Annotated in this window: 23 protein-coding genes; 17 read left to right on the forward strand and 6 right to left on the reverse strand. The window is 72.6% G+C overall.

Annotated features, from left to right (window positions below; all coding sequences use genetic code 11):
• Positions 1–48: 48 nt before the first annotated feature.
• The 4 genes from ACNTMW_RS26940 to ACNTMW_RS26955 all read left to right on the forward strand — a co-directional run bounded on the left by ACNTMW_RS26940 (position 49) and on the right by ACNTMW_RS26955 (position 3,129).
• A complete protein-coding gene (locus ACNTMW_RS26940; protein WP_426636634.1) occupies positions 49–177 on the forward strand; it encodes a hypothetical protein in 129 nt (42 codons plus the stop codon).
• Positions 178–538: 361 nt separating this feature from the next.
• Positions 539–2,212 (forward strand): AMP-binding protein, encoded by a 1,674-nt coding sequence (locus ACNTMW_RS26945; RefSeq protein WP_426636635.1) that lies wholly within the window; start codon positions 539–541, stop codon positions 2,210–2,212.
• Positions 2,209–2,460, forward strand: a complete 252-nt coding sequence (locus ACNTMW_RS26950; RefSeq protein ID WP_426636636.1) for a glutaredoxin family protein — start codon at positions 2,209–2,211, stop codon at positions 2,458–2,460. The genes ACNTMW_RS26945 and ACNTMW_RS26950 overlap by 4 nt, the downstream gene beginning before the upstream one ends.
• Positions 2,461–2,469: 9 nt before the next feature.
• Positions 2,470–3,129 carry an HAD family hydrolase gene (locus tag ACNTMW_RS26955; protein WP_426636637.1) on the forward strand — a complete coding sequence of 220 codons (660 nt, stop codon included), beginning with the start codon at positions 2,470–2,472 and terminating at the stop codon, positions 3,127–3,129.
• Positions 3,130–3,163: 34 nt separating this feature from the next.
• On the opposite strand, the gene ACNTMW_RS26960 is transcribed toward ACNTMW_RS26955, so the two are convergent.
• Positions 3,164–3,808, reverse strand: coding sequence for a response regulator (locus tag ACNTMW_RS26960; RefSeq protein WP_426636662.1), 645 nt, complete (start codon positions 3,806–3,808; stop codon positions 3,164–3,166).
• A gap of 44 nt (positions 3,809–3,852) precedes the next feature.
• On the reverse strand, positions 3,853–5,322 hold the full coding sequence (locus ACNTMW_RS26965; RefSeq protein WP_426636638.1) for a sensor histidine kinase: 1,470 nt from the start codon (positions 5,320–5,322) through the stop codon (positions 3,853–3,855).
• 419 nt (positions 5,323–5,741) lie between these two features.
• Here ACNTMW_RS26965 and ACNTMW_RS26970 point away from each other — a divergent pair, with 419 nt between their 5' ends.
• The 6 genes from ACNTMW_RS26970 (at position 5,742) to ACNTMW_RS26995 (ending at position 12,522) form a co-directional block, all read left to right on the forward strand.
• On the forward strand, positions 5,742–6,497 hold the full coding sequence (locus tag ACNTMW_RS26970) for a redox-sensing transcriptional repressor Rex (protein ID WP_426636639.1): 756 nt from the start codon (positions 5,742–5,744) through the stop codon (positions 6,495–6,497).
• Positions 6,494–7,915 (forward strand): glutamyl-tRNA reductase, encoded by a 1,422-nt coding sequence (locus tag ACNTMW_RS26975; protein WP_426636640.1) that lies wholly within the window; start codon positions 6,494–6,496, stop codon positions 7,913–7,915. Before ACNTMW_RS26970 ends, ACNTMW_RS26975 begins: the two co-directional genes overlap by 4 nt.
• A 5-nt stretch (positions 7,916–7,920) precedes the next feature.
• Positions 7,921–8,844: a hydroxymethylbilane synthase gene (gene hemC / locus ACNTMW_RS26980; RefSeq protein WP_426636663.1), complete on the forward strand. Its 924-nt coding sequence runs from the start codon at positions 7,921–7,923 to the stop codon at positions 8,842–8,844.
• On the forward strand, positions 8,841–10,424 hold the full coding sequence (locus ACNTMW_RS26985; protein WP_426636641.1) for a bifunctional uroporphyrinogen-III C-methyltransferase/uroporphyrinogen-III synthase: 1,584 nt from the start codon (positions 8,841–8,843) through the stop codon (positions 10,422–10,424). The genes hemC and ACNTMW_RS26985 overlap by 4 nt, the downstream gene beginning before the upstream one ends.
• A gap of 71 nt (positions 10,425–10,495) precedes the next feature.
• The gene (gene hemB / locus ACNTMW_RS26990; protein ID WP_426636642.1) at positions 10,496–11,476 is read left to right on the forward strand and encodes a porphobilinogen synthase; all 981 of its coding nucleotides are present in this window, start codon (positions 10,496–10,498) and stop codon (positions 11,474–11,476) included.
• Positions 11,477–11,550: 74 nt separating this feature from the next.
• Positions 11,551–12,522, forward strand: a complete 972-nt coding sequence (locus ACNTMW_RS26995; RefSeq protein ID WP_426636643.1) for a TIGR03557 family F420-dependent LLM class oxidoreductase — start codon at positions 11,551–11,553, stop codon at positions 12,520–12,522.
• A 41-nt stretch (positions 12,523–12,563) separates the two neighbouring features.
• Here ACNTMW_RS26995 and ACNTMW_RS27000 read toward each other — a convergent pair whose 3' ends face one another.
• Both ACNTMW_RS27000 and ACNTMW_RS27005 read right to left on the reverse strand, forming a co-directional pair.
• A complete protein-coding gene (locus ACNTMW_RS27000; protein ID WP_426636644.1) occupies positions 12,564–13,568 on the reverse strand; it encodes a GNAT family N-acetyltransferase in 1,005 nt (334 codons plus the stop codon).
• A gap of 71 nt (positions 13,569–13,639) precedes the next feature.
• Positions 13,640–14,680: a lytic transglycosylase domain-containing protein gene (locus tag ACNTMW_RS27005; protein ID WP_426636645.1), complete on the reverse strand. Its 1,041-nt coding sequence runs from the start codon at positions 14,678–14,680 to the stop codon at positions 13,640–13,642.
• A 76-nt stretch (positions 14,681–14,756) separates the two neighbouring features.
• Here ACNTMW_RS27005 and ACNTMW_RS27010 point away from each other — a divergent pair, with 76 nt between their 5' ends.
• The gene (locus ACNTMW_RS27010) at positions 14,757–14,957 is read left to right on the forward strand and encodes an FmdB family zinc ribbon protein (RefSeq protein WP_426636646.1); all 201 of its coding nucleotides are present in this window, start codon (positions 14,757–14,759) and stop codon (positions 14,955–14,957) included.
• A 215-nt stretch (positions 14,958–15,172) separates the two neighbouring features.
• Positions 15,173–17,866, forward strand: coding sequence for an ATP-binding protein (locus tag ACNTMW_RS27015; RefSeq protein ID WP_426636647.1), 2,694 nt, complete (start codon positions 15,173–15,175; stop codon positions 17,864–17,866).
• A 138-nt stretch (positions 17,867–18,004) separates the two neighbouring features.
• On the opposite strand, the gene ACNTMW_RS27020 is transcribed toward ACNTMW_RS27015, so the two are convergent.
• Together ACNTMW_RS27020 and ACNTMW_RS27025 are read right to left on the reverse strand one after the other, a co-directional pair.
• Positions 18,005–19,060: a 2-oxoacid:ferredoxin oxidoreductase subunit beta gene (locus tag ACNTMW_RS27020; RefSeq protein WP_426636648.1), complete on the reverse strand. Its 1,056-nt coding sequence runs from the start codon at positions 19,058–19,060 to the stop codon at positions 18,005–18,007.
• A complete protein-coding gene (locus tag ACNTMW_RS27025) occupies positions 19,053–20,897 on the reverse strand; it encodes a 2-oxoacid:acceptor oxidoreductase subunit alpha (protein ID WP_426636649.1) in 1,845 nt (614 codons plus the stop codon). The genes ACNTMW_RS27020 and ACNTMW_RS27025 overlap by 8 nt, the downstream gene beginning before the upstream one ends.
• Positions 20,898–21,337: 440 nt before the next feature.
• Between ACNTMW_RS27025 and ndhC the strand changes: the two genes are divergently transcribed.
• The 5 genes from ndhC (at position 21,338) to ACNTMW_RS27050 (ending at position 24,628) form a co-directional block, all read left to right on the forward strand.
• Positions 21,338–21,715: an NADH-quinone oxidoreductase subunit A gene (gene ndhC, locus ACNTMW_RS27030; protein WP_426636650.1), complete on the forward strand. Its 378-nt coding sequence runs from the start codon at positions 21,338–21,340 to the stop codon at positions 21,713–21,715.
• 229 nt (positions 21,716–21,944) lie between these two features.
• Entirely contained in the window at positions 21,945–22,505 is a 561-nt protein-coding gene (locus tag ACNTMW_RS27035; protein ID WP_426636651.1) for a DivIVA domain-containing protein, read from the forward strand.
• A 215-nt stretch (positions 22,506–22,720) separates the two neighbouring features.
• Complete coding sequence (locus tag ACNTMW_RS27040; RefSeq protein WP_426636664.1) at positions 22,721–23,158, forward strand: SRPBCC family protein; 438 nt, start codon at positions 22,721–22,723, stop codon at positions 23,156–23,158.
• A complete protein-coding gene (locus ACNTMW_RS27045) occupies positions 23,155–23,748 on the forward strand; it encodes a DNA-3-methyladenine glycosylase I (RefSeq protein ID WP_426636652.1) in 594 nt (197 codons plus the stop codon). The genes ACNTMW_RS27040 and ACNTMW_RS27045 overlap by 4 nt, the downstream gene beginning before the upstream one ends.
• A gap of 274 nt (positions 23,749–24,022) precedes the next feature.
• Positions 24,023–24,628 carry a hypothetical protein gene (locus ACNTMW_RS27050; protein ID WP_426636653.1) on the forward strand — a complete coding sequence of 202 codons (606 nt, stop codon included), beginning with the start codon at positions 24,023–24,025 and terminating at the stop codon, positions 24,626–24,628.
• Positions 24,629–24,692 lie beyond the last annotated feature (64 nt).

Below are 24,692 nucleotides of genomic sequence, written 5' to 3' on the forward strand. Positions count from 1 at the left end.
TGTGTACCCGCTCACGCGATCTCCTCGGCGGTCAGAGCTGGGCTGACCGTGGCACTCGCACGCCTGTCGATGTCGACCACGGCACCACCCGACCGGCCGGACCGCCGGGCGGTCGACCCTGGGTGGGGCGTGGGCGTGGCGCGGGTGGCGCTGCGGTCCACGCCCGAGAAGCGCTGATGCGGTGCGAAACAGGGCACTGCGGCCTCCTCGGGGGGTGAGGGGTACCAAACGTTAAAAGGGATGATCTTGGCTGGGGTGACTGTTGGGGTGTCGTCACCCGGCTGTGGGCGCTTGGTTACACGGGGCATGAGTATTTCCCGATCACCGAGACCCTCCGTCGCACACCGTGTGCGTCATGGCGCTTAAACGTGTCGTATTTATGAGTAATTGCGCTAAAGATCGACTCTGTCGTACTCATTGATGTCCGTTAAGGCACGCCCAGGTCACCTATTCGGGTGTCTCCTGATTACTTATCTGCCGTCCGGCGTGTCGCCCGGACGGTGATCCGGGGAGGTTCGGCGCGATAGGGTCAGCGGTCGTGCAGGACGTACGAAACGTGGCCGATCTGGTCCGTCGCGCCGCCGCCCTGGGTGCCGATCGCCCGGCGCTGCGTTGGCACGACCGGGTGATCACCTGGGGTGAACTGGACGCGCAGGTCGACGCGGTCGCGGCGGCCCTGAGCGGAGCGGTGCGGGCCGGGTCGCCGGCGGAGACGGGGGCGCCGGCGGAGACCGGGTCGCCGGCGGAGACGGGGGCGGCGGCGGAGACCGGGGCGGCGGCGAGCGCCGCACCGCGGGTGGCGATCGCGCTGCCGAACGTCCCGGAGTTCGCCGCCAGCTACTTCGGGGCGCTACGCGCCGGCCTGGTGGCGGTGCCGGTCAACCCCGGGTACACCGCCCGCGAGCTGGCGTACGTGCTGGGTGACACGGCCGCCGAGGTCATCATCGGCACGCCGGCCGTCCTCGCGGCCGTGGCGACGCATGCCACACCGGCGCTGCGGCACGCGTACACCCTGGGCGGAGAGTCCGGAGCGGAGCCCACGACCGGGTCCGTGGCCGCACGGCCCTTCGCCGATCTCCTGGCCGCGCCCCCGGCCGGAGTCGAGGCGCTCGCCGGCGGTGAGGACATCGCCGTGCTGCTCTACACCTCCGGTACGTCCGGCATGCCCAAGGGCGCGATGTTGTCGCACCGGGCGCTGGTGGCCAACCATGCCCAGCTCGCCACCATCGATCCGAAGCCGATGGGCGCCGCTGACGTGGTGCTGCTCACCCTGCCGCTGTTCCACTCGTACGGGCTCAACACCGGCCTGGGAGCCATCGCCTACCACGGCGCGTGCGGGGTGCTCGTGGAGCGCTTCGATCCCGCCGACACCCTCGACCGGATCCGCAGCCACGGCGTCACGGTCGTCGTCGGGGTGCCGCCGATGTACGTCGCCTGGTCGCTCATGGGCGAGCAGTTGGCGACCGCGTTCGCCGGCGTCCGGGTGGCGGTCTCCGGCGCCGCCCCGCTGGACGTCGAGACCGCGCGCCGGTTCGCCGAGGTCGTCGGCCGGCCGGTGTACGAGGGGTACGGGCTGACCGAGACCGCGCCCGTGCTCACCACGACGCTGGGGGAGAAGGACCCGAAGGCCGGCTCGATCGGCCGCCCGCTGCCCGACGTCGAGGTGAAGCTCGTCGACGCCGCCGGCAACGTGGTCGGCGCCGTCGACGACGAGGGGATCGACGACGAGACCGACCTCGAGTACGACTCGCCGGGCAGCCCCGGCACCGACCCCGGCGTGATCGTGGTCCGCGGCCCCAACCTGTTCTCCGGGTACTGGCCCGACGCGCACGGCGGCCCGGACGCCGACGGCTGGTGGTCGACCGCCGACGTCGCGTACGCCGACGCCGACGGCGACCTGTTCCTGGTCGACCGGGTCGGTGACCTGATCATCGTCAGCGGGTTCAACGTGTACCCGCACGAGGTGGAGCTGGTGCTCGACAGCCACCCCGCGGTCGTCGAGTCGGCCGTGGTCGGGGTCGCGCACCCGTACACCCAGCAGACGGTGAAGGCCTACGTCGTGCGCCGGCCGGACACCGGCGTCACCGCCGAGGAGCTGATCGGGTACTGCGAGGCGAACCTGGCCCGGTTCAAGTGCCCCACGGCGGTCGAGTTCGTCGCCGACCTGCCCAAGTCGGCGACCGGCAAGGTGCGGAAGGGTGAGCTCGGGTGACCTCGGAGAAGCCTGTTCGACTCACGTTGTTGACCAGGGCCGGCTGCCATCTGTGCGACGTCGCGAAGGAGGCGATGGCGCGGGTCGCCGCCGCGAGCGGTGAGTCGTGGCACGAGGTCGACATCTCCGGCAACCGGGAGCTGGAAGCCGAGTACGGCGACCGGATCCCGGTCGTGATGCTCGACGGCAAGGAGCACGGGTACTGGCGGGTCGAGGAGCAGCGCCTGCTGCGCGACCTGGGACGCTAGGGTTGCCGCGTGGCACATCTTGTCTGGGACTGGAACGGCACCCTGCTCGATGACCTGACCCTCGTGGTCGCGGCGACCAACGTCTCGCTCGCCGGCATGGGCGGCCCGGAGATCACCGCTGACGACCACCGGCGCGACTTCCGCCGGCCCATCGCCGACTACTACGGCCACGTGCTCGGCCGGTCGGTGTCCCAGGACGAGTTCATCCAGCTCGACCGGGTCTACCACGACTTCTACCGGGAGGGGCTGCTCGACTGCGCGCTCGCGGCCGACGCGGAGGACGCGATGCGCGCCTGGCCGGGTACCCAGTCCCTGCTGTCGATGTGGTTCCACGAGGAGCTCGTCCCCGAGGTGACCCGGCGCGGGCTGCACACCGTGTTCGAGCGCATCGACGGGCTGCGCCCCGGCGTCGTCGCTGGCGGGCACAAGGCCGAACACCTGGTCGCGCACCTGGACGCGGTCGGCGTGCCGGCCGGCGACGCCGTGCTGATCGGCGACTCCGCCGACGACGCGCACGCCGCGGCGGCCGTCGGGGCGGCGTGTGTGCTCTACGGCGGCGGCTTCACCCACCCCGACCGGCTGGCCGGGGTCGGAGTGCCGGTGGCGGCCACCCTCGTCGAGGCGGTCGCGCTGGCCCGCACGGCGGTCGGCGACCAGGCCCTCAGGTAGGCCGGCCGGTCAGGCCCTCAGGTAGGCCGGCCGGTCAGGCCCGCAGGTAGGCCAGCACCGCGAGGACCCGGCGGTGCTGCTCGTCGTCGGGGGCCAGGTCGAGCTTGGCGAACACGTTGCGGACGTGCTTCTCCACCGCGCCCTCGCTGACCACGAGCCGGCGGGCGATGGCGTTGTTGGAGCGGCCCTCGGCCATCAACGCCAGCACCTCGCGCTCGCGCGGGGTGAGCGTGCGCAGCGGGTCGTCGCGCCGGCGCCGTACCAGCAGCTGGGCGACGACCTCCGGGTCGAGCACGGTGGCGCCGCGGGCCACCCGCTCGAGGGCGTCGAGGAACTCGCTGACCTCCGCCACCCGGTCCTTGAGCAGGTACCCGACCGCACCGTGCCGGTCGGCCAGCAGGTCCTGGGCGTACGACACCTCGACGTACTGGCTCAGCACCAGCACCGGCGCGCCGGGCAGCCGGTCACGCACCTCCACCGCCGCCCGCAGCCCCTCGTCGGTGTGGCTGGGCGGCATCCGGACGTCGACGATCGACACGTCCGGGCGGTGCCGCGTCACCGCCTCGACCAGCGCCGGCCCGTCCCCGACCGCGGCGACCACGTGGTGGCCGTTCTCGGCGAGCAGGCGTACCAGGCCCTCGCGCAGCAGCACGGCGTCGTCGGCGATGACGATCCGCAGACCGCCGCGCGGCGGGTCGCCGGCGGCGGTCCGATGGGTGTCGTTCACAGATCTCCCGTCGTCAGGGGCGCAGGCAGCATGGCGCGGACGGTGGTCGGGCCGCCGGACGGGCTGGTGACGGTCAGCTCGCCGCCCACCGCGTGTACCCGGTCGGCCAGGCCGGCCAGCCCGTGCCCCTTCGCCAGCGCGGCGCCGCCGACGCCGTTGTCGGTGACGGCGACGACCAGCCGGTCGCCCTCGCGGCGCACCGTCACCTGGCACTCGTCGGCCCCGCTGTGCTTGGCGACGTTGGTCAACGCCTCGGCCAGGACGAAGTACGCCGTCGACTCGACCGCCGCGTCCAGCCGTCCGGGGTCGGGTACCTCCAGGTCGACCGGCACGGTCGAGCGGCCGGCCAGCGCCGCGACGGCGGCGGCCAGGCCCCGGTCGACCAGGATCGGCGGGGCGATGCCGCGCGACAGCGCACGGAGTTCGTCGAGCGTCTCGCGGGTCTGCATCAGCGCCTCGGCAACCGTCTGGCGGGCGGCCTGCGGGTCGGTGTCGAGCTGGTGCTGGGCGCGACCGAGATCCATCGCCAGCCGTACCAGGCGCTGCTGTGGTCCGTCGTGGATGTCCCGCTCGAGCCGGCGTAGCGCCGTGGCCTCGGCCGACACGGCGGCGGCGCGCTGCGACCGGGCGGTGTCCCGGGCCGCCTCGGCGGCGGCGTTGGCCTCCTCCAGGCCGCTGATCCTGACCCGCAGTTCCGTCACGCCGGTCAGCAGCGCCTTGCCCAGGTACGCCTGGGACAGTGCGCACAGCCGGCTCACCAGCGGCAGCGTGAACAGGAAGAAGATGCCGATGGCGGTGTACAGCACGATCCGCGCCGAGGCGCCGTCGCCCATGCCGAGGAGTTCGGACAGGTCGGTGTTCCCGGGCGGGTGCGGAAGCGCCCAGTCGTAGGCGGGGTAGAGGACGCCGGTGATCGCACCGGCCCACCAGGTGATCGCGACCGACCACGTGACGGTCGCCACGACGAACACGATCAGGCCGTGCAGCAGATCGAGCCAGGACTGGGCGTCGGACAGCGACGTGAACAGCCGCCGCCACCATCCCGCCCCGGGGGCCGGGCGCTTGTACCGACCGCGGACGTGCGGCTCGTCGAGTACCCGTGAGATCCGCCAGCGTTCCAGCTCGGCGAAGCCGCGGGCCGCGAACAGGGTGGCGACGAGGACCGGGATGCCCACCACCGTGACCAGCGTCCCCAGACCGACCGAGAGCCCGACGACCAGGACGACGAAGCTGATCAGGGCCAGCGGAAAGCCGGTGAGCAGGTACACCGAGTCGCCCCCGAGCCGGCGGGTCAGCCGCCGCAGGGGCGGCTCGGCGAGCGCGGGCGGCGTGGGGTACGCGTACGGCGCACCGGTCGCCGCCCCGTACGGCGTCGTCCTGTCCCGCGTCACCGTGTCCGCCGCCACCCTGTCCGATGTCGTCGCGTCCGCCGGGTCGTCCGCCGCCGTCATATCCGTCCTCGTCATGCTGGAAACGCTAGGCACCGGGCCCGCTCATCCCCATCCCGCCGGCTGGCGTCTTCGGGGTGAGGCTAGCCCTACCACCGGCGGCGAGGTGCGCCGTTCGCCGTGACGCGCGGGTACCGACCTGGAGCGTACGTACCCTCGGCGCGTCTTATCCCAGTACGTCCGAATTGCGCAATAATCGGGGTCGGCGTCCGCCCGTCACGCGGCAGGTCCAGAATGAATGGCACACCGTGTCGCGGGGGCATATCTCGAGCTGTGATGCGTGACGGGTGGGCGCTGACCACCTGCTTCTTCAAGATCGTGAGTTTGTGCAGGCGTTCACAAACGCCTACTCTGTTACGACGTCGAGCCTGAATAGCACAGCCGTCCTGTGGCTGAGCACGAGGGGTTCCCAGTAACGTTCGACGTCTCGGAGTCAGATGAGCCAGCAGCGCAACGGGCAAGCCGCCGGTGTATCCGACGGGGCTGTCTTTCCGGACCTTCCCGAGGCCACTGTCGCCCGGCTGCCGGAGTATCTCCGCGCCCTGCACCACCTCGCGGAGACCGGTTTCGACACGGTCTCCAGCGAGGGCCTCGCGGCCGCCGCCGGGGTCAACTCGGCCAAGCTGCGCAAGGACCTCTCCCACCTGGGCTCGTACGGCACCCGCGGGGTCGGCTACGACGTGACGCTGCTCATCGAGCAGATCGAGCACGTCCTCGGGCTGACCCAGCGGCGGGCCGTCGCCCTGGTCGGCGTCGGTAATCTCGGTCACGCCCTCGCCGGCTACGGCGGGTTCGGCACCCGCGGGTTCCGGATCGCCGCGCTCTTCGACGCCGACCCCGGGCGGATCGGTGAGCAGATCAACGGACTGGTGGTGCAGGACATCTCCCGGCTGCCGGAGGTGGTGGCGACGGAGGGGATCTCCATCGCTGTCATCGCCACCCCGGCCGAGGCCGCCCAGTGGGTCACCGACCGGCTGGTCGCCGCCGGCGTCACCAGCATCCTCAACTTCGCGCCGTGCGTGCTGACCGTCCCCGACGGGGTCGACGTGCGAAAGGTCGATCTCGCGATCGAGCTGCAGATCCTGTCGTTCCACGAACACCGCAAGTCGGCACTGACCACGCTGCCCCCGCCCGCGCCCAACGGGAGGGTGAAGATCCGTCCAGCCCTTGATGGGGAGGCGCTCGCTACGTGAACCTGCTCGTCGTCGGCGTTTCGCACCGCACCGCCGGGGTTGCCCTGCTGGAGCGGCTCGCGGTGACGCCTGACCAGACCCCCCAGCTGCTCAACCGTCTGCTCGCCCAGGAGTTCGTGGGCGAGGCCCTCGTGCTGTCCACCTGCAACCGGGTCGAGGTGTACGCCTCGGTCTCGGCCTTCCACGGCGGCCTCGCCGACATCGGCGCGGTACTCGCCGAGCGGGCCGGCTGCTCAGTCGCGGACCTGGCCCCCCACCTGTACGTCAGCTACGAGGTCGACGCCGTCCGGCATGCCTTCCGGGTGGCCGCCGGCCTGGACTCCATGGTCGTCGGCGAGGCGCAGATCCTCGGGCAGCTGCGCGACGCGTACGCGGTCGCAACGGAGTACGGCACCGCCGGCCGGCTGCTGCACGAGCTGATCCAGCAGGCCCTGCGGGTCGGCAAGCGCGCCCATGCCGAGACCGGTATCGACCGGGCCGGCCAGAGCGTGGTCACCGCGGCGCTGAACCTGGGCCTGTCGAGGCTGTACGGCACGCCGACCGAGACCTTCCCGCCGGACGCGCCCGCGGACGCGCTGGTCATCGGTGCGGGTGCGATGGGTGCGCTCGCGCTGGCCACGCTGCGCCGGGCCGGCGCCGGTCAGTTGTACGTCGCCAACCGGGGTGCCGCGCGGGCACAGCGGCTGGCGGGCAACTACGAGGCCGAGGCGGTGTCGTTCGACGACCTCGTCGCGACGCTTGCCCGGGTCGATCTGGTGGTCTGCGCGACCGCCTCGCCCGAACCGGTGCTCACCACCGACCTGCTGGTCGCCGCCCGGCGCGCCGGTTCGGCCACCGACCGGCCGCTACTCGTCCTGGACCTGGCCGTGCCGCGCGACGTGGCCGCCGGTGTCGGGGACCTGCCCGGCGTGATCCTGGTCGACCTCGAACGCCTGGGCCTCGCCGCCGGGGACCGGGCCGGTGAGACTGCCGACGTCATGGGCGTCGCCGGTGACGTGGCCCTGCCGGAAGGGCAGGGCCTGGGGCTGCCGGCCGACACCGACGTGCGCGCCGCCGAGACGATCGTCGACGACGAGGTGGAGACGTTCCGTACCTGGCAGCGCAGCTCCGACGTGGCGCCCACAGTGGCCGCCCTGCGGGCCCGCGCCGACGAGGTCGTGGCGGCCGAGCTGCGCCGGCTGCGGCAGCGCCGGCCGGACCTCACCGACGATCAGCGCGACGACGTGGCGCACGCGATCCACCGGGTGGTGCAGCGATTGCTGCACCTGCCGTCGGTCCGGGTGCGCCAACTCGCCGCGGAACCGGGCGGGGAGGCATACGCCCTCGCCCTGCGGGCACTGTTCGACCTGGAGATTCCGCAGGACATCGATCCTGTGGCCGCCTCCGAGGTCGCCGTCACAGGGCCGGAGGAGTCGTGAGTGACGTGTACGGGAAGCTGAGGCTCGGCACCCGGGGGAGCGCGCTCGCGGTCGCGCAGTCCGGCATGGTCGCCGACGCCGTCCGGGCGAAGACCGGCCGCGAGGTCGAGCTGGTGGAGATCGTGACCGCCGGTGACCGGTCCAGCGCGCCGGTGGCCCGCCTCGGGGTCGGCGTGTTCGTCAGCGCACTGCGTGACGCGCTCGTCGCCAAGGAGATCGACTTCGCGGTGCACTCCTACAAGGATCTGCCGACCGCGGCCCCGGAGGGCTTGTGCGTCGCCGCCGTCCCGCCGCGGGAGGATCCCCGCGACGCGCTGGTCGCCCGGGACGGGCTGACGCTGGCGGAGCTTCCCGCCGGCGCCCGGCTGGGTACCGGCGCGCTCCGCCGGATCGCCCAAATCTCCGCTCTCGGGAGAAATCTGGAATGCGTCCCAATCCGAGGTAATGTTGACACTCGGTTGCGTAAGGTCGCCCAGGGCGAGCTGGACGGAATCGTCCTGGCGCGCGCCGGCCTGGCCCGTCTCGGCCGGGCGGCCGAGGTGACCGAGATCCTCGACCCGATGCTCATGCTGCCCGCCCCCGCCCAGGGTGCGCTGGCGGTGGAGTGCCGGGACGACGACGGCGAGCTCATCGAGCTGCTCGCCGCGCTCGACGACGCGGGCACCCGTGCCGCGGTGACCGCCGAGCGTGCCCTGCTCGCGGAACTGGAGGCCGGTTGCTCCGCACCGGTCGCCGCTCTGGCCGAGGTCGCCGAAGGCGACCAAGGCCCCGAGATCTACCTGCGCGGTGCGGTGTTCAGCCCGGACGGTCGATTCGACGTCCGGCTGTCCCGCACCGGAACGCTCGCCGAGGCGGACCAGGTCGGCCGGCTGCTCGCCGCCGACCTGCTCGCCGAAGGCGCTGACTCTGTACTGGGGAGTACAGCATGACCCGTACCCGTAAGACCGCAGGCCGCATCGTGTTCGTGGGTGCCGGCCCGGGTGACCCCGGACTGCTCACCCGCCGTGCCCACGACGCCCTGACGACCGCCGACCACATCGTGTACGACCGGCACGTGTCCGAGCCGATGCTCGCCGCGATCCGGGCGGACGCCGCCCCGGAGACGGAGTTCTCCCCGGCCGAGGGTGCGTCCGGCGACGTGGCCAAGGTGCTGTTGTCGGCGGCCCGCTCCGGGCTGACGGCCGTCCATCTCGTCGGTGGTGACCCGCTGGGGCACGAGTCGGTGGTCAAGGAGGTGCAGGCGGTCGCCCGCACCAACGTGCCGTTCGAGGTCGTACCCGGCATCGGGACCGCGGCGGGTGTCGCCACCTACGCCGGCGTGCCGCTGCCCGGCGTGCGTACCGTCGTCGACGTCGACGACGTACACACGCTCGACTTCGAGCCGCTCGCGTCGGCCCTGGCCAGGGGCTCGTCCGTGGCACTCGCGGTGGACGCGGGCGATCTCGCCACGGTGCGGGACGGCCTGCTCGCCGCCGGCGTCGACCCGGGCACCCCGGTCGCGGTGACCGGCGAGGGCACCGGCGACACCCAGTACACGACGTCGTCCTCGGTGGACAACATGGTCACCGCCGTGATCGGGTTCACCGGCCGGGTCGTGGTCAGCCTCGGTGAGAGCGTCACCCACCGCGACAAGCTGGGCTGGTGGGAGAACCGCCCGCTGTACGGGTGGAAGGTGCTCGTCCCGCGCACCAAGGAGCAGGCCGGCGCGATGAGCGCGCGGCTGCGGGCGTACGGGGCGATCCCGTGCGAGGTGCCGACGATCGCGGTCGAGCCGCCGCGTACCCCGGCGCAGATGGAGCGGGCGATCAAGGGCCTGGTCGACGGCCGGTACGCCTGGGTCGTCTTCACCTCCACCAACGCCGTCCGCGCGGTGTGGGAGAAGTTCGCCGAGCACGGGCTGGACGCGCGCCACTTCGGCGGCGTGAAGATCGCCTGTATCGGCGAGCCGACCGCCGACGCGGTCCGCGCGTTCGGCGTGCAGCCGGAGCTGATCCCGTCGGGTGAGCAGTCCTCCGAGGGGCTGCTGGCCGAGTTCTCGCCGCACGACGAGGTGCTCGACCCGGTCGGGCGGATCCTGCTGCCGCGCGCCGACATCGCCACCGAGACGCTCGCGGCCGGCCTGACCGAGCTGGGCTGGGAGGTCGACGACGTCACGGCGTACCGGACCGTGCGCGCCGCGCCGCCGCCGGCCGAGATCCGCGACGCGATCAAGTCGGGTGGCTTCGACGCGGTGCTGTTCACGTCGTCGTCGACGGTGCGCAACCTGGTCGGTATCGCCGGCAAGCCGCACGCCCGCACCGTTGTCGCGGTGATCGGACCGAAGACGTCGGAGACGGCGACCGAGTTCGGCCTGCGCGTGGACGTGCAGCCGCAGCACGCGAGTGTTCCCGACCTGGTGGAGGCGCTCGCCGCGTACGCGGTGGAGCTGCGCGAGAAGCTGGCGGCCATGCCGGCCAAGCAGCGCCGCGGATCCAAGGTCCAGGGCCCGACCGCGCTACGCTACCGCTGACGTTTTTCGATGGATCTTGGACACTGAGACCGGTTGTAGCCGGTCTCAGTGTCGAAGATTGTGGAGGAGTCATGTTTCCCACGATTCGCCCGCGGCGCCTGCGCCGTACCCCCGCCATCCGCCGGCTCGTCTCGGAGACCCGGCCCGCCCCGGCCGAACTCGTCCTGCCGATGTTCGTGCACGAGGGGCTGACCGAGCCGAGGCCGATCACCTCGATGCCCGGCGTGGTCCAGCACTCCCGTGACTCGCTGCGCAAGGCCGCCGTCGAGGCGGTACAGGCCGGCATCGGCGGGATCATGCTCTTCGGTATCCCGACCACCCGCGACGAGATCGGCTCGGCCGGCACCGACCCGAACGGCATCCTCAACGCCGCCCTCCGCGACGTGGTCAGCGAGGTCGGCGACGCCACCGTGGTGATGAGCGACCTGTGCCTGGACGAGTTCACCTCGCACGGGCACTGCGGGGTGCTCCGGCCGGACGGCTCGGTGGACAACGACGCCACCCTGGCCCGGTACGCCGAGATGGCGCTCGCGCAGGCCGAGGCCGGCGCGCACGTGCTCGGCCCGTCCGGGATGATGGACGGCCAGATCGGCGTGATCCGCGAGGCGCTCGACGAGGCCGGCCACACCGACACCGCGGTGCTGGCGTACGCGGCCAAGTACGCCTCGGCGTTCTTCGGCCCGTTCCGGGACGCCGTCGAGTCGACGCTGCAGGGCGACCGCAAGACCTACCAGCAGGACCCGGCCAACCTGCGCGAGGCGATGCGCGAGGTCGCCCTCGACCTCGCCGAGGGCGCCGACATGGTGATGGTCAAGCCGGCGCTGCCGTACCTCGACGTGGTCTCCGCGGTCGCCGCGAACGTCGACGTGCCGGTCGCCGCCTACCAGGTGTCGGGGGAGTACGCGATGGTCGAGGCGGCCGCCGCGAACGGCTGGATCGACCGCGAGCGGGTCATCCTGGAGCAGCTCACCTCGATCCGGCGCGCCGGCGCGCAGATCATCCTCACGTACTGGGCGGTCGAGGCCGCGCGACTGCTCCGCCAGGACTACTGAGCGACCCGGTCGCTCCGCCCCGGGTGCTGAAGGCCCGGTCGTGTCGATACGGCGGCAGGGGGTATCCGAGTCGTATGAGACTCGGATACTTCCTGTCATGCGAAGAGTACGCACCCGCTGAGTTGATCGAGCAGGCCAAGGCGGCCGAGCAGGCGGGCTTCGAGGCCCTGTGGATCTCCGACCACTTCCACCCGTGGCTGGAGGAGCAGGGCCAGTCCGCGTTCGTCTGGTCGATGATCGGCGCGCTCAGCCAGGTCTGCTCGCTGCCGATCACCACGGCCGTCACCGCGCCGACCGTCCGGATCCACCCCGCGATCATCGCGCAGGCGGCGGCGACCAGCGGCGTGCTGACCGGCGGCAGGTTCGTCCTCGGTGTCGGCAGCGGCGAGTACCTCAACGAGCACATCCTCGGCGACCCCTGGCCGTCGGCTGGCATACGCCTCGACATGCTGGAAGAGGCCGTCGAGGTGATCCGGGAGCTGTGGAGCGGCAGGTTCGTCAACCACTACGGCGAGCACTACCAGGTCGAGCAGGCCAGGATCTACACGCTGCCGGAACAGCCACCCAAGATCTACGTCTCGGGGTTCGGGAAGAAGTCGATCGAGCTCGCCGCCCGCATCGGCGACGGCTTCATGTGCGTGATGCCCGACGCCGAGAAGGTACGCCGGTTCCGGGAGAGCGGCGGCGGCGACAAGCCCGTCCAGGGCGGCTTCAAGGCCTGCTACGCGTCCAGTGAGGACGAGGCCATGCGGCTGGCGCATCAGAAGTGGCGGAGCGAAGCGGTGCCCGGTGAGCTGAACCAGGTGCTGCCGTCGCCGCGCCACACCGAGCAGGCGAGCAGTCTGGTCCAGCCCGAGATGCTCAAGGAGTTGTTCGCGCTCGGCCCCGACCCGGCCCGGCACCTGGCGATGATCGAGAAGTACCAGCAGGCCGGCTACGACGAGGTGTACGTGGCGGGCATCGGTCCGCACTACCGCGAGCTGATCGACCTGTACGCCAAGGAGGTCATGCCCCGGGTGCGGCGGCGGGAGACGGTCGGCGCCTGAGCGGGGCGGGCCGACGCGCCTGGGCGGTCTCGCCGGGGTCGCTAGGCGACCTGGTCCAGGTGGCGCAGCACCTCGTCGACGTCGGCCTCGTACTCCCGCCACTCGCGGTCGGGCTTGAACCCCAGCTCGTCGTTGATCCGGAGGAGGGCGTCGGCCCCCACCGCGTTCCAGGTCTGCACGTCGAGCAACTGGGGTTCGGCGGCCCGCAACTCGGTCAGCATCCGTGCCTTCAGGGCGCGGCCCAGCCCGTACCCCCGATGGCTGCGCACCACGACCGTGTCGTACTGGTCGGCCCGGGTGGGCCGCTGTGCCGGGACCACGACCTCGGTCAGCCCCGCCACGGCGCCGGACTGCTCGTGGACGGCAAGTACGACGTGCGGTTTCAGGCCGCGCGCGTGCAGTGTGGCCAGGCTCGCCCGCAGCCGGTCGCTGTCATACGAGCTGGGCCGCAGGTCCAGGTCGTAGGACGGGTCCAGCCGCATGGTCGCCTTGGCCCCGGCGTACTCGTCCAGGATCGGCTCGGGCGGCCCGCCGGGGTAGTACTCGATCCGGTAGCCGGAGCCGACCCCCTCGGCCAGGGTGCCGAGCTGGTCCCAGTCGACGGTGGACAGGTCGAGCACGTTGCGCATCTCCACGAACGCGCACCGGAACCCCAGGGCCTCGAAGAAGCCCGGGGCGGGCGTGCCGCCCACGACCTCCACGCCGAGCGCGTCGTACCCCTCCGCCCGGGCGCGCCGCGCGGCGGCGGCCAGCAGCGCGGTGCCGACACCGGACCGGCGCGCGTCCGGGCGGACGAGCAGTTCCAGGACGGCGATGTCACCGACGAGCAGGATGGTGGCGTACCCGAGAAGGTCGTCGCCGTCGACGGCGATCCAGCAGACGCGGCGCTCGTCGGGCATGGTCACCGCCAGGTACTCCCGGAAGGAGTCGGTCCGCCAGGGCGGATCCTCGGGCATGTCGGTGGCGATGATCATGTTCAGGGTGCGCAGCACCCCCGCTATCTCCTCGGCGGGAGCGGCAGCCGGATCCCACTCGCGCACCTGCACGGCTCATAGCTTGCCCAGCTTCGGGCCGGGACGGAAGGGCTGAGCGAGGATTGGATCCCATCCGTGTCGGATCAGCGACTGCGTACGCCGTAGTCGTTCGCGGCGGCGAACACGTCCTGCACGTACGCCTGGACCGCGTTGTACGACATGATCGCCGCCCACCAGTCACCCGCGACCGACAGGTTGCGGTTGCCGGCGCACAGGTAGCGGGCCGCGGTCAGGGCCGCGTCGTTGATGTTGTTGATGTCGGCGACGCCGTCACCGTCGGCGTCGGCCTGGTAGGACGCCCAGGTGGAGGGGATGAACTGCATCGGGCCGACGGCACGGTCCCAGATCCGGTCGCCGTCGAGCCGCCCGTTGTCGGTGTCGTGGATCGCCATGCGGCCGCCCTGGCCGTCGAGCGGGTCGCCGAGGATCGGCGGGAGCGCGGTGCCGTCGGCGGCCAGGGTCGTCTTGTGCTGGCCGTGCGCGGACTCGACCTTGCCGATACCGGCGAGCGTCGTCCACCGCAGCTGGCAGGTCGGCTGGCTGATCGCGGTGGCCAGTTCCGCGTACCCGTACGCCTGCATCGCCACCTGCGGGATGCCGAGCCGGGTCGCCAGCGGCCTGGCCCAGGCGGCGAGGTCGGACGGCTTGGTCACGGCGTCGGGCGCGCGGGTGGGGGTACCCGGGCCGGCGCCGGCGCCCCCGCTCGGGTCCACTCCGGGCAGGTCGGAGCCGCCGCCGGGCACGCCGTCGGCGGCCGGGGCGAGCGTGGCGAAGGCGCGCTGGGTCGAGGTGGGCCACACCGGTACGACGTACGCGCCGGCCGCCAGTGACGCGCCGAGCACCGCGAAGATGACGAGTCCGTGGGCGACGACCCGGCCGTACCGCCGCCGCGACCAGCCGACCGCCGCCCGCCCCGCGGCGCGCGCACCCGCGCCGAGCCGGGATGCCAGCGCACCGAGTCGGATCGCCGGTCGCGCCCAGCGGTGGCCGGAGCGCCGGGCCGGCCCGCCGGTGGCCTCGATGACATCGCCGGTACCGTCAGCCGCGGCCGGGGGATCGGTCACCTCGGTCGGTGCCGCCGGTCGCAGCGTCATCGGTTCGGCCACCCCGTCCCCCTGTCCCACGCCGTCGAGTATGGCCCATCCGGTGGGTCCGGTCGTACTCCGGAACCGTCTCGGTCTTGGTAGGTAACCTGGTGACATGCCCCGTTACGAGTACCGCTGCCGTCGTTGTGGCTCCACATTCGAGGTCAACCGGCCGATGCGCGAGTCGGGTGAACCGGCGCGCTGCCCCGGCGGCCATGACGACACCGTCAAGCTTCTGTCCACTGTCGCCGTGACCGGCCGCCCCGGCCAGCCCGCCGCGTCGGGTGGGTGCTGCGGAGGAGCCTGCGGCTGCTGACCGGCGGCGTACCCGCCAGTAGTGATGTTCATCCATCCGGTGGCGGTCCTTTCATCCTCCCGGCGTCACCTCAGCCGAACACCCCTGCGCCCACTGGCCTGCTCGGATAGATCAACGTTGCAACCCGGGTGGGCCGCGCTGGGCCGTTTCTATGATGTGCGCGCGGCGGGGCGTGCGGCAGCATGAGTGCGGACTGGCAGGGCGGAGGTTCACGCGTGTCGGCACGGATGCGCCTGCCGAACAGGCTGGTGACCTTTCTGTTCACCGACATCGAGGGCTCGACCCGGTTGGCCCAGATGCTCGGTGCGGACTACCGATCGGTACTGATGGAACACCGGGGGGTGCTCCGGCGCGCACTGTCCACTGGCGACGGTGTGGAGCTGTTCACCGAGGGCGACTCGCTGTTCGTCGCGTTCGCCGACGCGGCCGCCGCGCTCACGGCGTGCGCCGCCGCGCAGCGCGCGCTGGCCACCCACGGGTGGCGCGACCCGCAGGCCCGCCCGATGGTACGGATGGGGCTGCACACCGGGCACGCCGAGCCGGTGGCGGGGGAGTACGCCAGTCCCGAGGTGCACCGGGCGGCCCGGGTGGCGGCGGCCGCGCACGGCGGCCAGGTGCTGTGCTCGGCGGCGACCGCGGCGGCGGCCGGCCACCTGCCCACCGGCGTCACGCTCGCCGATCTCGGACTGCACCCGCTGCGCGGCTTCGACGGCCGGGAACGGCTGTTCCAGTTGGTGGCCCCCGGCCTCGACCGGGACTTCCCGCGCCCGCGCACCCTCGACCGGTCCCCGCACAACCTGCCGGCCCCGACCACCTCGTTCGTGGGCCGGGTCGCCGAACGGCAGCGGCTGCGCGAACTGCTGGACGACCACCGCCTGGTCACCGTGGTGGGGACCGGCGGCGCCGGCAAGACCCGGCTCGCCGTCGAGGTGGCACACGACCTCGTCAGCTCGTACCCCGACGGGATCTGGTTCGTCGACCTCGCCGAGACCGGCGCCGCCGGGACCGGCACCGCCGAGGCCACCGGTCCGGACGTCGTCGCGGTCGCCGTCGCCGCGGCGCTGGGACTGCGGCCGGAGCCCGGGCGCCCGGTCGCGCGGACCATCGCCGACCACGTCGCCGCCCGCCGCCTGTTGCTGGTGCTCGACACCTGCGAGGCGCACCTGGCCGCCGTCGCCCCGCTGGTGGCGCGGCTGGTCGGCAGCGGTCCCGGTGCGCGGGTACTGGCCACCAGTCGCGAACCGCTCGGCCTGCCGGGGGAGGTCGTCTGGCGGGTCCCACCGCTGTCCACCTGCCCGGCCGCCGACGGTGGCCCGAGCGACGCCATGGCGTTGCTGCTCGACCGGGCGGCCGCCACCCGCGGCGGGCAGCCACTGAGCGGCGAGGAGGCCGGCCATCTGGACCGGGTGGTGACCGCGCTGTCCGGGCTGCCGCTGGCGCTGGAACTGGCCGCCGCCCGGCTGCGGGTGCTCTCCACCGGCCAGCTCGCCGCCCGCATCGAGGACGTACTCGGCGTCCTCGACGCCGGCCGCGGCGGCTGGCCGTCCGGCGGCGGCAGGCACCGCACGATGCAGGCCACCCTGGAGTGGTCGTACCGCACGCTCGACCGGCCGGCCGCGCGGCTGCTGCGCCGGATGTCGGTGTTCGCCGGGCCGGTGGCGCTGCCCGCCGTCGAGTGGCTCGGCGGTGGCGACCCGCTCGACCCGCTGGCCACACTCGTCGACAAGTCGCTGGTACAGGTCGAGCAGCAACCGGACGCGGCGACCTACCGGCTGCTGGCCCCGGTCCGGGCGTACGCCGCCCGCGCGCTGCGCGACACCGGCGAGGAGGAGGTGGTCCGTGACCGGCATGTCGGGTGGTGCCTGCGGCAGGTCCGCGGCGCCCACGTCGACCCCAACGGCCGGCCGGTCACGCTGTCGTTGTACTCGATCGACCCGCTGGCCGACGAGGTGCGGGGGGCGCTGCGCTGGACGGTGACGCGGGGCCTGGCCCGCGAGGGCCTGGCGGTCGCGACCTCCCTGGACCAGTGGTGGCGGGAGCGGGGGCTCGCCAGCGAGAGCCGGATGTGGCTGTTCCGGCTCTACGAGCGGATCAGGGCAACCGGCGAGCAGCTCACCGAGGCGGAGTGGGCGGCCGCGTACCAATCCCACGCCCTGCAGGCCGGCGCCGCCGGCGAGTACGTCGAACAGCTGCGCTTCTCCCAGCGGGCGGAGGCGATGGCGCGCGGCTGCGGTGACGCCGGCCTGCTGGCGCGGGTACTGGGCGGGCGCGGAGCGCCGCTGGCCGGGATGGGGCGCCTCGACGAGGCCGAGCAGGTCTGCCGCGAGGTGACCGCGTGGGCCCGCCGGGAGGGCGTACCGGGCGACGCGGTCGCGGCCGTGTACACCCTGGCCCGCATCCTGCTGCGCCGCGGCGCCCTCGACGAGGCCGCCGACCTGCTGGCCGGGGCCCGGCCGCTGGAGGCCTCCCGGCCGGCCGAGCGCGGCCAGCGTACCGTCGACCTGCTCCTGGGCCTGGCGGCCCTCCGGCGCGGCGACGTCGTCGCGGCGCACGACCACCTCATGGCCGCGCTGCGGTCCCGGATGGGGTTCGGCTTCCACGCGCAGGTCAGCGAGGCGCTCAACGCGGTCGCGGTGCGCTGCCTGACCGGCGGCGAACCGCTGACCGCGGCCCGGCTGTTCGCGGCGGCACAGGCGGCCCGGGCCCGGCTGCGGCTGGCGGCCGGGCCGTTCGGCCCGTACTGGCACGAGCAGCAGGCCGTGGCCCGGGCGGTCCTCGGGGACGTGGTGTTCGACGCCGCGTATGCCGAGGGGGCGACGCTGTCCCTAGAGGACGCGGTGGCGGTGGCCCTGACCGTGGAGCACCCCGATCTCGCGGTCGGCTCGGACCGGTTCAGCCACAGCGCCTGACCGCCGGGTCCGCCTGACCGCCGGGTCCGCCGGGTCCGCACAACGCAAGATCGCCACAACTTCCCGGATGTTGTGGTCTCCGTGCCCGGTCGTGACCACGACTTCCGGGAAGTTGTGACGATCTTGGAGGCGGGACGGTTACAGGATCGTCCAGGTGTCGCCGGAGCCGAGCAGGGTCGCCAGCTCGCTGTCGGCGTCGCCGGCCAGCTTCGCCTTCGCCGCGTCGAGCTGGGTACGGACGAGGTCGTCGTAGACCGGCCGGTCCACCGCACGGAACACGCCGATCGGCGTGTTGCGCAGGTCGCTGTCCGGCAGCCGGGACAGCGCGAACGCGTACGCCGGCTCGCCCACCGTCGCGTCGTGCACGACCACCTCGTCGGCGGCCACCTCTGCGGTCCGGCGGACCTGGAGCCCGAAGGCGCCCGGTGGGTGCGTCACGCACCACTCGCCGTCCTTGCCGAAGGTGATCGGCTGCCCGTGCTCCAGGCGGATCACGTACTCGTCGCGGGTGGCCGGGTCCTTGAGTACCTCGAACGCGCCGTCGTTGAAGATGTTGCAGTTCTGGTAGATCTCGACGAACGCCGAGCCCTTGTGCTCGGCGGCCTGGCGCAGCACCGACTGGAGGTGTTTGCGGTCGGAGTCGATCGTGCGGGCCACGAACGACGCCTCCGCGCCCAGCGCCAGCGACAGCGGGTTGAACGGCGAGTCCGTCGAGCCGACCGGCGTGGACTTGGTGACCTTGCCCAGTTCGGACGTCGGCGAGTACTGGCCCTTGGTCAGCCCGTAGATCTTGTTGTTGAACAGCAGGATCTTCAGGTTCACGTTGCGGCGCAGCGCGTGGATGAGGTGGTTGCCGCCGATCGACAGCGCGTCGCCGTCACCGGTGACCACCCACACCGACAGGTCCGGCCGGGACACCGCCAGGCCGGTCGCGATCGCCGGCGCGCGGCCGTGGATCGAGTGCATGCCGTAGGTGTTGAGGTAGTACGGGAAGCGCGACGAGCAGCCGATGCCCGACACGAACGCGATGCGCTCGCGGGGGATGCCCAACTCGGGCAGGAACGACTGCATGGCCGCGAGGATCGCGTAGTCACCGCAGCCGGGGCACCAGCGCACCTCCTGGTCGGACTTGAAGTCCTTCGCGGTGAGCTTGAGAGGCACCCGGGTGCCGCCGGACACGTCGGTCTCAGGCATTCTTCACAACCTCTTCCAGCATGCTCTCCAGTTCGGCGGCGGTGAACGGCAGGCCGCGGACCTGGTTGTAGGCGATCGCGTCGATCAGGTACCGGGCCCGGATCACGCCGGCGAGCTGGCCGAGGTTCATCTCGGGGATGACGACCCGGTCGTAGCGCTTCAGGACCTCGCCGAGGTTGGCCGGCATCGGGTTGAGGTGGCGCAGGTGCGCCTGGGCGACGGGCAGGCCGCGCTGGCGCAGCGCCCGGCAGGCGGCGCCGATCGGGCCGTAGGTGGAGCCCCAGCCGAGAACCAGGACCCGGGCGTCGCCGTCCGGGTCGTCGACCTCGACGTCCGGCACCTCGATACCGTCGATGCGGGCGGCACGGGTACGGACCATGAAGTCGTGGTTGGCCGGGTCGTACGAGATGTCACCGGTCTTGTCGGCCTTCTCCAGGCCGCCGATGCGGTGCTCCAGGCCGGGAGTGCCCGGCACCGCCCACGGACGGGCCAGGGTCTGCGGGTCCCGCAGGTACGGCAGGAACTGTCCCTCCGGGCCGTTCGGCTCGCTCGCGAACTCCACCCGCAGGTCCGGCAGGCTGGCCACGTCGGGCAGCCGCCACGGCTCGGATCCGTTGGCGATGTACCCGTCGGACAGCAGGATCACCGGCGTGCGGTAGGTGAGCGCGATCCGCGCGGCCTCGATGGCGGCGTCGAAGCAGTCCGCCGGGGAGCGCGGCGCGATCACCGCGACCGGCGCTTCGCCGTGCCGGCCGAACAGCGCCATGTTGAGGTCGGCCTGCTCGGTCTTGGTCGGCATACCCGTCGAGGGCCCGGCCCGCTGCACGTCGATGACCAGCAGCGGCAACTCCAGGGCCACCGCCAGGCTGATCGTCTCGCTCTTGAGGGCCACACCCGGGCCGGAGGTCGAGGTCACCCCGAGCGCACCGCCATAGGAGGCGCCGAGCGCCACGCCCACCGCGGCGATCTCGTCCTCGGCCTGCACCGTCGTCACGCCGAACTTCTTGTGCTTGGACAGCTCGTGCAGGATGTCGCTGGCCGGGGTGATCGGGTAGGCGCCCAGGAACACCGGCAGCTTCGCCCGTACGCCGGCGGCCACCACGCCCAGGGCCAGCGCGGTGTTGCCGGTGATGTTGCGGTACTCGCCCGCGGGCATCTTCGCCGGCTTGACCTCGTACCGGACCACGAAGTCCTCGGTGGTCTCACCGAAGTTGAAGCCGGCCTTGAAGGCCGCGACGTTGGCGGCGGCCACCTCGGGACGCTTGGCGAACTTGCGCTCCAGGAACCGGATCGTGGACTCGCTGGGGCGCGAGTACATCCACGACAGCAGGCCCAGGGCGAACATGTTCTTGGCCCGCTCGGCGTCCTTCTTGGAGATCTCGAAGCTCTCCAGCGCCCGGACGGTCATCGAGGTCAGCGCGACCGGGTGCAGCACGTAGCCCTCGAGCGAGCCGTCCTCCAGCGGGTTCTCCGCGTACCCGACCTTGGCGAGGTTGCGCTTGGTGAACTCGTCGGTGTTGACGATGATGTCGGCCCCGGAGCGCAGGTCGCGCAGGTTGGCCTTCAGCGCCGCCGGGTTCATCGCGACCAGGACGTCCGGGGTGTCACCGGGCGTGAGGATGTCGAAGTCGGCGAAGTGCACCTGGAAGCTGGACACGCCGGGTAGCGTGCCGGCAGGGGCCCGGATCTCCGCGGGGAAGTTCGGCAGGGTCGAGATGTCATTGCCGAGCTGAGCGGTCTCGGAGGTGAACCGGTCGCCGGTGAGCTGCATGCCGTCGCCGGAGTCCCCGGCGAAACGAATGACCACTCGATCCAGTTGGCGGACCTGCTTGGTCACGTGGCTGACCTCCTTGGTGACGGCGGGTTGTGGTTGGGTGGTCGCCGTCGCGCAGCATCGGGCGACGGGCCCTGGGGGACCCGCTCCTACGTACACCCCGAGCCTACGTCGAATGCGGCGACGGATCGTTACGTGGTATTCCGTGGGTGGGTGAGGACACGTTCCGCGCAGCGGTGTGTCGTCTATGTGGTGGTAGCGCCCTGGTCATGCCCGGTCGGGTCGCGGTACCGCGTGGCGGTGCCGCGGTGGTGCGGTGCGGTGCGTGGTCGTGACGGTGCGGAGTGTGGTCGTGGTGCGGGGCGTGGCCGGGCCCGGTGTGCCGGGTGGGTCGGCCCGGGCCGGGTGCACCGGCCCAAAGGCATTCATTATGAGTCGGGCTGGTTGGTCATGCAGTCCGCGACCGGTCAGATGACGGCCGGTGAGGTCGGTAAGCTGCGGGCGTGACCGGATATCTGGGCTCGTACGCGACGCTCGGGCTGCTCCTGCTGATCGGGGCGCTGGTATTCGTGGGTGCGTTCGGCGCCAACCGCGTGCTGCGCCCCCGGCGCCCCACCGACACGCCGGGCAAGTGGGAGAACTACGAGTGCGGGCTGGACCCGGTCGGCGGTGACTGGGCGCAGGCGCAGATCCGTTACTACGTCTACGCGTACCTTTATGTGCTCTTTGCAGTAGAAAGCGTTTTCTTATTCCCGTGGGCGGTCGTCTTCGACCGGCCCGGGTTCGGCGTGGCGACCGTGGTCGAGATGGGTATCTTCGTCGGCCTGCTCGCGCTCGGCCTGCTGTACGCCTGGCGTAAGCGCGTCCTGCGTTGGAGCTGACGGCTTCACCGACGCCGGACGTACCTTCCGTCGGGCCGGACGTGCGCGGCCGCTGGGCCGGACGTGCGTGACCGTTGGGCCGGACGTGCGTGCCTTCCCCGGTCGCGGCCGCGCGAACAGGTCGGTTCTTCGATGCCCCGCCGCTCCGCGCCACCGCGCCTACCTGCGCTTTCATTCCATCCGGGGCGCCGGGCTCGCTTGGCCGGGGCGAGCGTGACACGATCGTGACATGGGTCAGTTCCTGCTCCTGACGATCGGTGCCCTCGTCGTCGGCGCCATCGGATTCGGTGTGGCGGTGCTCATCTCCGGCTCCGACCCGGGCCTACAGCCGGTGGAACCGGAGGGCCGGGCGGTACCGCTGCCGGTGGACCGCCCGCTGGTCGAGAGCGATCTCGCGCGTACCCGTTTCGACACCGCCGTACGGGGCTACCGGATGGCGCAGGTCGACACGGCGCTGCGCCGGGCGGCGTACGACATCGGGTACAAGCTGGAGCTGATCGGGGTGCTCGAGGCTGAGGTGCAGGCGCTGCGCGAGGGTCGGCTCGACGACGCCGACAAGCTGCGGCGCACCCGGGAGGCGGCGACGAGGACGACCGCGAGCGGCACCGGGGACGCCGGTTCCGCCGCGGACCGGGCGGACGCCGAGGGCCGGGCTGGCGCCGTGGACCGGGCGGACGCCGAGGGCCGGGAGCAGGCCGAGGCCGCGGACCGGTCGGACGCCACGGACCCGGCCGGCGCCGCCGACCCGGCCGGCACGTCCGCACAGCCCGAGGAGATGAGACTGCCGTGAGTGCCCCCGAGCCCCGGTCCGCGGGGGGCGGGGTCAGCGATCCGACATCGCCGCCGGCGGCGACCGCCGGCGGCGTCTCCGGTCGTAACGGGAACGCGACCGCCGGCGACTCGCCGGACGCCGGTGACGCCACCGGCGCGGGTGGCGCTGCCGAATCCGGCGCGTCGGCCGCCCAAGCCGGGCTCGGCGACGCCGTACAGCCCGGTGCCGGTGAGGTGACCGCCACCGTCATCGTCGACGTCCCCGCCACCCGGGTCTTCGCCGCGCTGCTGGCGTGGGAGCGGCAGAGCGACTGGATCCCGTTCACGCGGGTACGGCTGGTCGACGGCGATGGTGGCGAGGGCAGCTCAATCGAGGCCGTGACGCAGGTCGGCCCGGCCGTGTTGCGCGACGAGATGCGCGTGGTCAAGGTGGACCGGCCGTACGAGATCCGGGTCGTCCACTACGGCAGGGTGCTGCGCGGCCCCGGCGTCATGCGGTGCACCCCCATGGACGGGGACCGCACGCAGGTGGTCTGGCACGAGTGGTTCCACCTGCCCGGTGGCACCGCCGGCAAGGTCGCCTGGCCGGTACTCTGGCCCGGTTCGAAGGTCAGCTTGATCCAGGCGCTGCGCCGCTTCGCCCGGCTCGTGGAGATGGGACAACTGCCGTGACCGCGCCCGGCCCCGACCTCGTCGCCGGCCCGGACGGCCTGCCCCGCTGTGCGTGGGCCGGTGCGACCGCCGACTACCTGGCCTACCACGACGAGGAGTGGGGCCGGCCGGTCCGCGACGACGACGGCCTGTACGAGCGGCTGACCCTCGAGGCGTTCCAGTCCGGGCTGTCCTGGTTGACCATCCTGCGTAAGCGGCCCGCGTTCCGGGCTGCGTTCAAGGGCTTCGTGATCACCGAGGTCGCGGCGTTCGACGAGTCCGACGTCGAGCGGCTCCTGCTCGACGCCGGGATCGTCCGCAACCGGGCGAAGATCGAGGCCGCGCTGCACAACGCCCGGGCCGCCGCCGCCCTCGACGGCGGGCTGAGCGAGCTGCTCTGGTCGTACGCACCGGCTCCGCGCGACCGGCGACCGCGCTCGTCCGGCGAGGTGCCGGCGGTCACGCCGGAGTCGACGGCGATGGCCAAGGCACTCAAGCAGCGTGGTTTCCGGTTCGTCGGCCCCACCACCGCGTACGCCCTGATGCAGGCGACCGGCATGGTGGACGACCATCTGGCCGACTGCCACGTGGCCCAGGGACACCCCCGCTGACAGACGGGTCGCGCGGGCAAATGGATCGCGGCGCCGCGCCGCCGCCCCAGGTCGACGCCGCGCTGGTCACCATCACCGCGTACCCGATGGGCGGTGCGGCCGAGCGCCGCCCGGCGCGACTGCTCACGCCCGGCCGACCACCAGCCCGGCCGGGCGGTCCGCAAGGTGGTACCGGTCGGTCCGGCGGCGTTCCGGGCGGCCGGGATCGACCCCGGGCAACCGGCGGGAACGGTCACCCCGGAACACTGGCGGGCGCTCGTGATGAGATGGGGGCATGGCGCACTGGGCGGTGGTGGTACCGGATGAGCGGTACGCGGCGGAGCGGTTGTTCCTGCACGAGACGCTGGAACTGACCGGCTTGGACGGCCCGTTGCCGGCGGTCGGCGACGAGGTGGCCCTGGTGACCGGGGCGGAACCGGTCGTGTTCGCGCTGGGTCGGGTACGTGCGGTCGGCGTCGCCGAGACCGACCCGGATGACCCGGCTGCGGGGCAGCCGCCGGCCTCGCTGGACATCGCGTACACGCATCGGCTGTTCGACGCCCCGCTGCCCGGCGACGGCCTGGTGGCACGGGCCGGCGGCGGGCCGGCCGGGGCCGGGGCGTACCCGATCGACGCCGACCGGTTCGCCGCGCTCTCCGGCAAGGTGGACACCGCGCAGCCCGCCGACGCCACCGGCCGGAAGTGGCTGGTCGGGCTCTACCTGCCGATCGAAGCGGCCTCGCCGGCCGAGGCGGTACGGGCGTTCTGGACGTACACCATGCAGCTCGGCCCGCGCGAGCTGCCCGCCTTCGTCTCACCCGCCGGTGACGAGCTGGCGATGCAGGCGTACGTGCTGGGTGAGGTGGCCAACCTCGACCCGGAGGAGGACGAGGACGAGTAGCCCTGGGCCGGCCGGCCTGGGCCGCCCAGGCCCGCCCGACCCGCCCGACCCGCCACGCCCCGCC

It is taken from the genome of Planosporangium spinosum (genome assembly GCF_049999945.1).
Taxonomy (GTDB): domain Bacteria; phylum Actinomycetota; class Actinomycetes; order Mycobacteriales; family Micromonosporaceae; genus Planosporangium; species Planosporangium spinosum.

Bases quoted from the DNA above. Each gene is read 5' to 3' on its own strand.
- ACNTMW_RS26965 (WP_426636638.1), bottom strand. From the start codon at position 5,322: ATGACGAGGACGGATATGACGGCGGCGGACGACCCGGCGGACGCGACG.
- ACNTMW_RS26970 (WP_426636639.1), top strand. From the start codon at position 5,742: ATGAGCCAGCAGCGCAACGGGCAAGCCGCCGGTGTATCCGACGGGGCT.
- ACNTMW_RS26985 (WP_426636641.1), top strand. From the start codon at position 8,841: ATGACCCGTACCCGTAAGACCGCAGGCCGCATCGTGTTCGTGGGTGCC.
- hemB (WP_426636642.1), top strand. From the start codon at position 10,496: ATGTTTCCCACGATTCGCCCGCGGCGCCTGCGCCGTACCCCCGCCATC.
- ACNTMW_RS26995 (WP_426636643.1), top strand. From the start codon at position 11,551: ATGAGACTCGGATACTTCCTGTCATGCGAAGAGTACGCACCCGCTGAG.
- ACNTMW_RS27010 (WP_426636646.1), top strand. From the start codon at position 14,757: ATGCCCCGTTACGAGTACCGCTGCCGTCGTTGTGGCTCCACATTCGAG.
- ACNTMW_RS27020 (WP_426636648.1), bottom strand. From the start codon at position 19,060: ATGCCTGAGACCGACGTGTCCGGCGGCACCCGGGTGCCTCTCAAGCTC.
- ACNTMW_RS27035 (WP_426636651.1), top strand. From the start codon at position 21,945: ATGGGTCAGTTCCTGCTCCTGACGATCGGTGCCCTCGTCGTCGGCGCC.
- ACNTMW_RS27050 (WP_426636653.1), top strand. From the start codon at position 24,023: ATGGCGCACTGGGCGGTGGTGGTACCGGATGAGCGGTACGCGGCGGAG.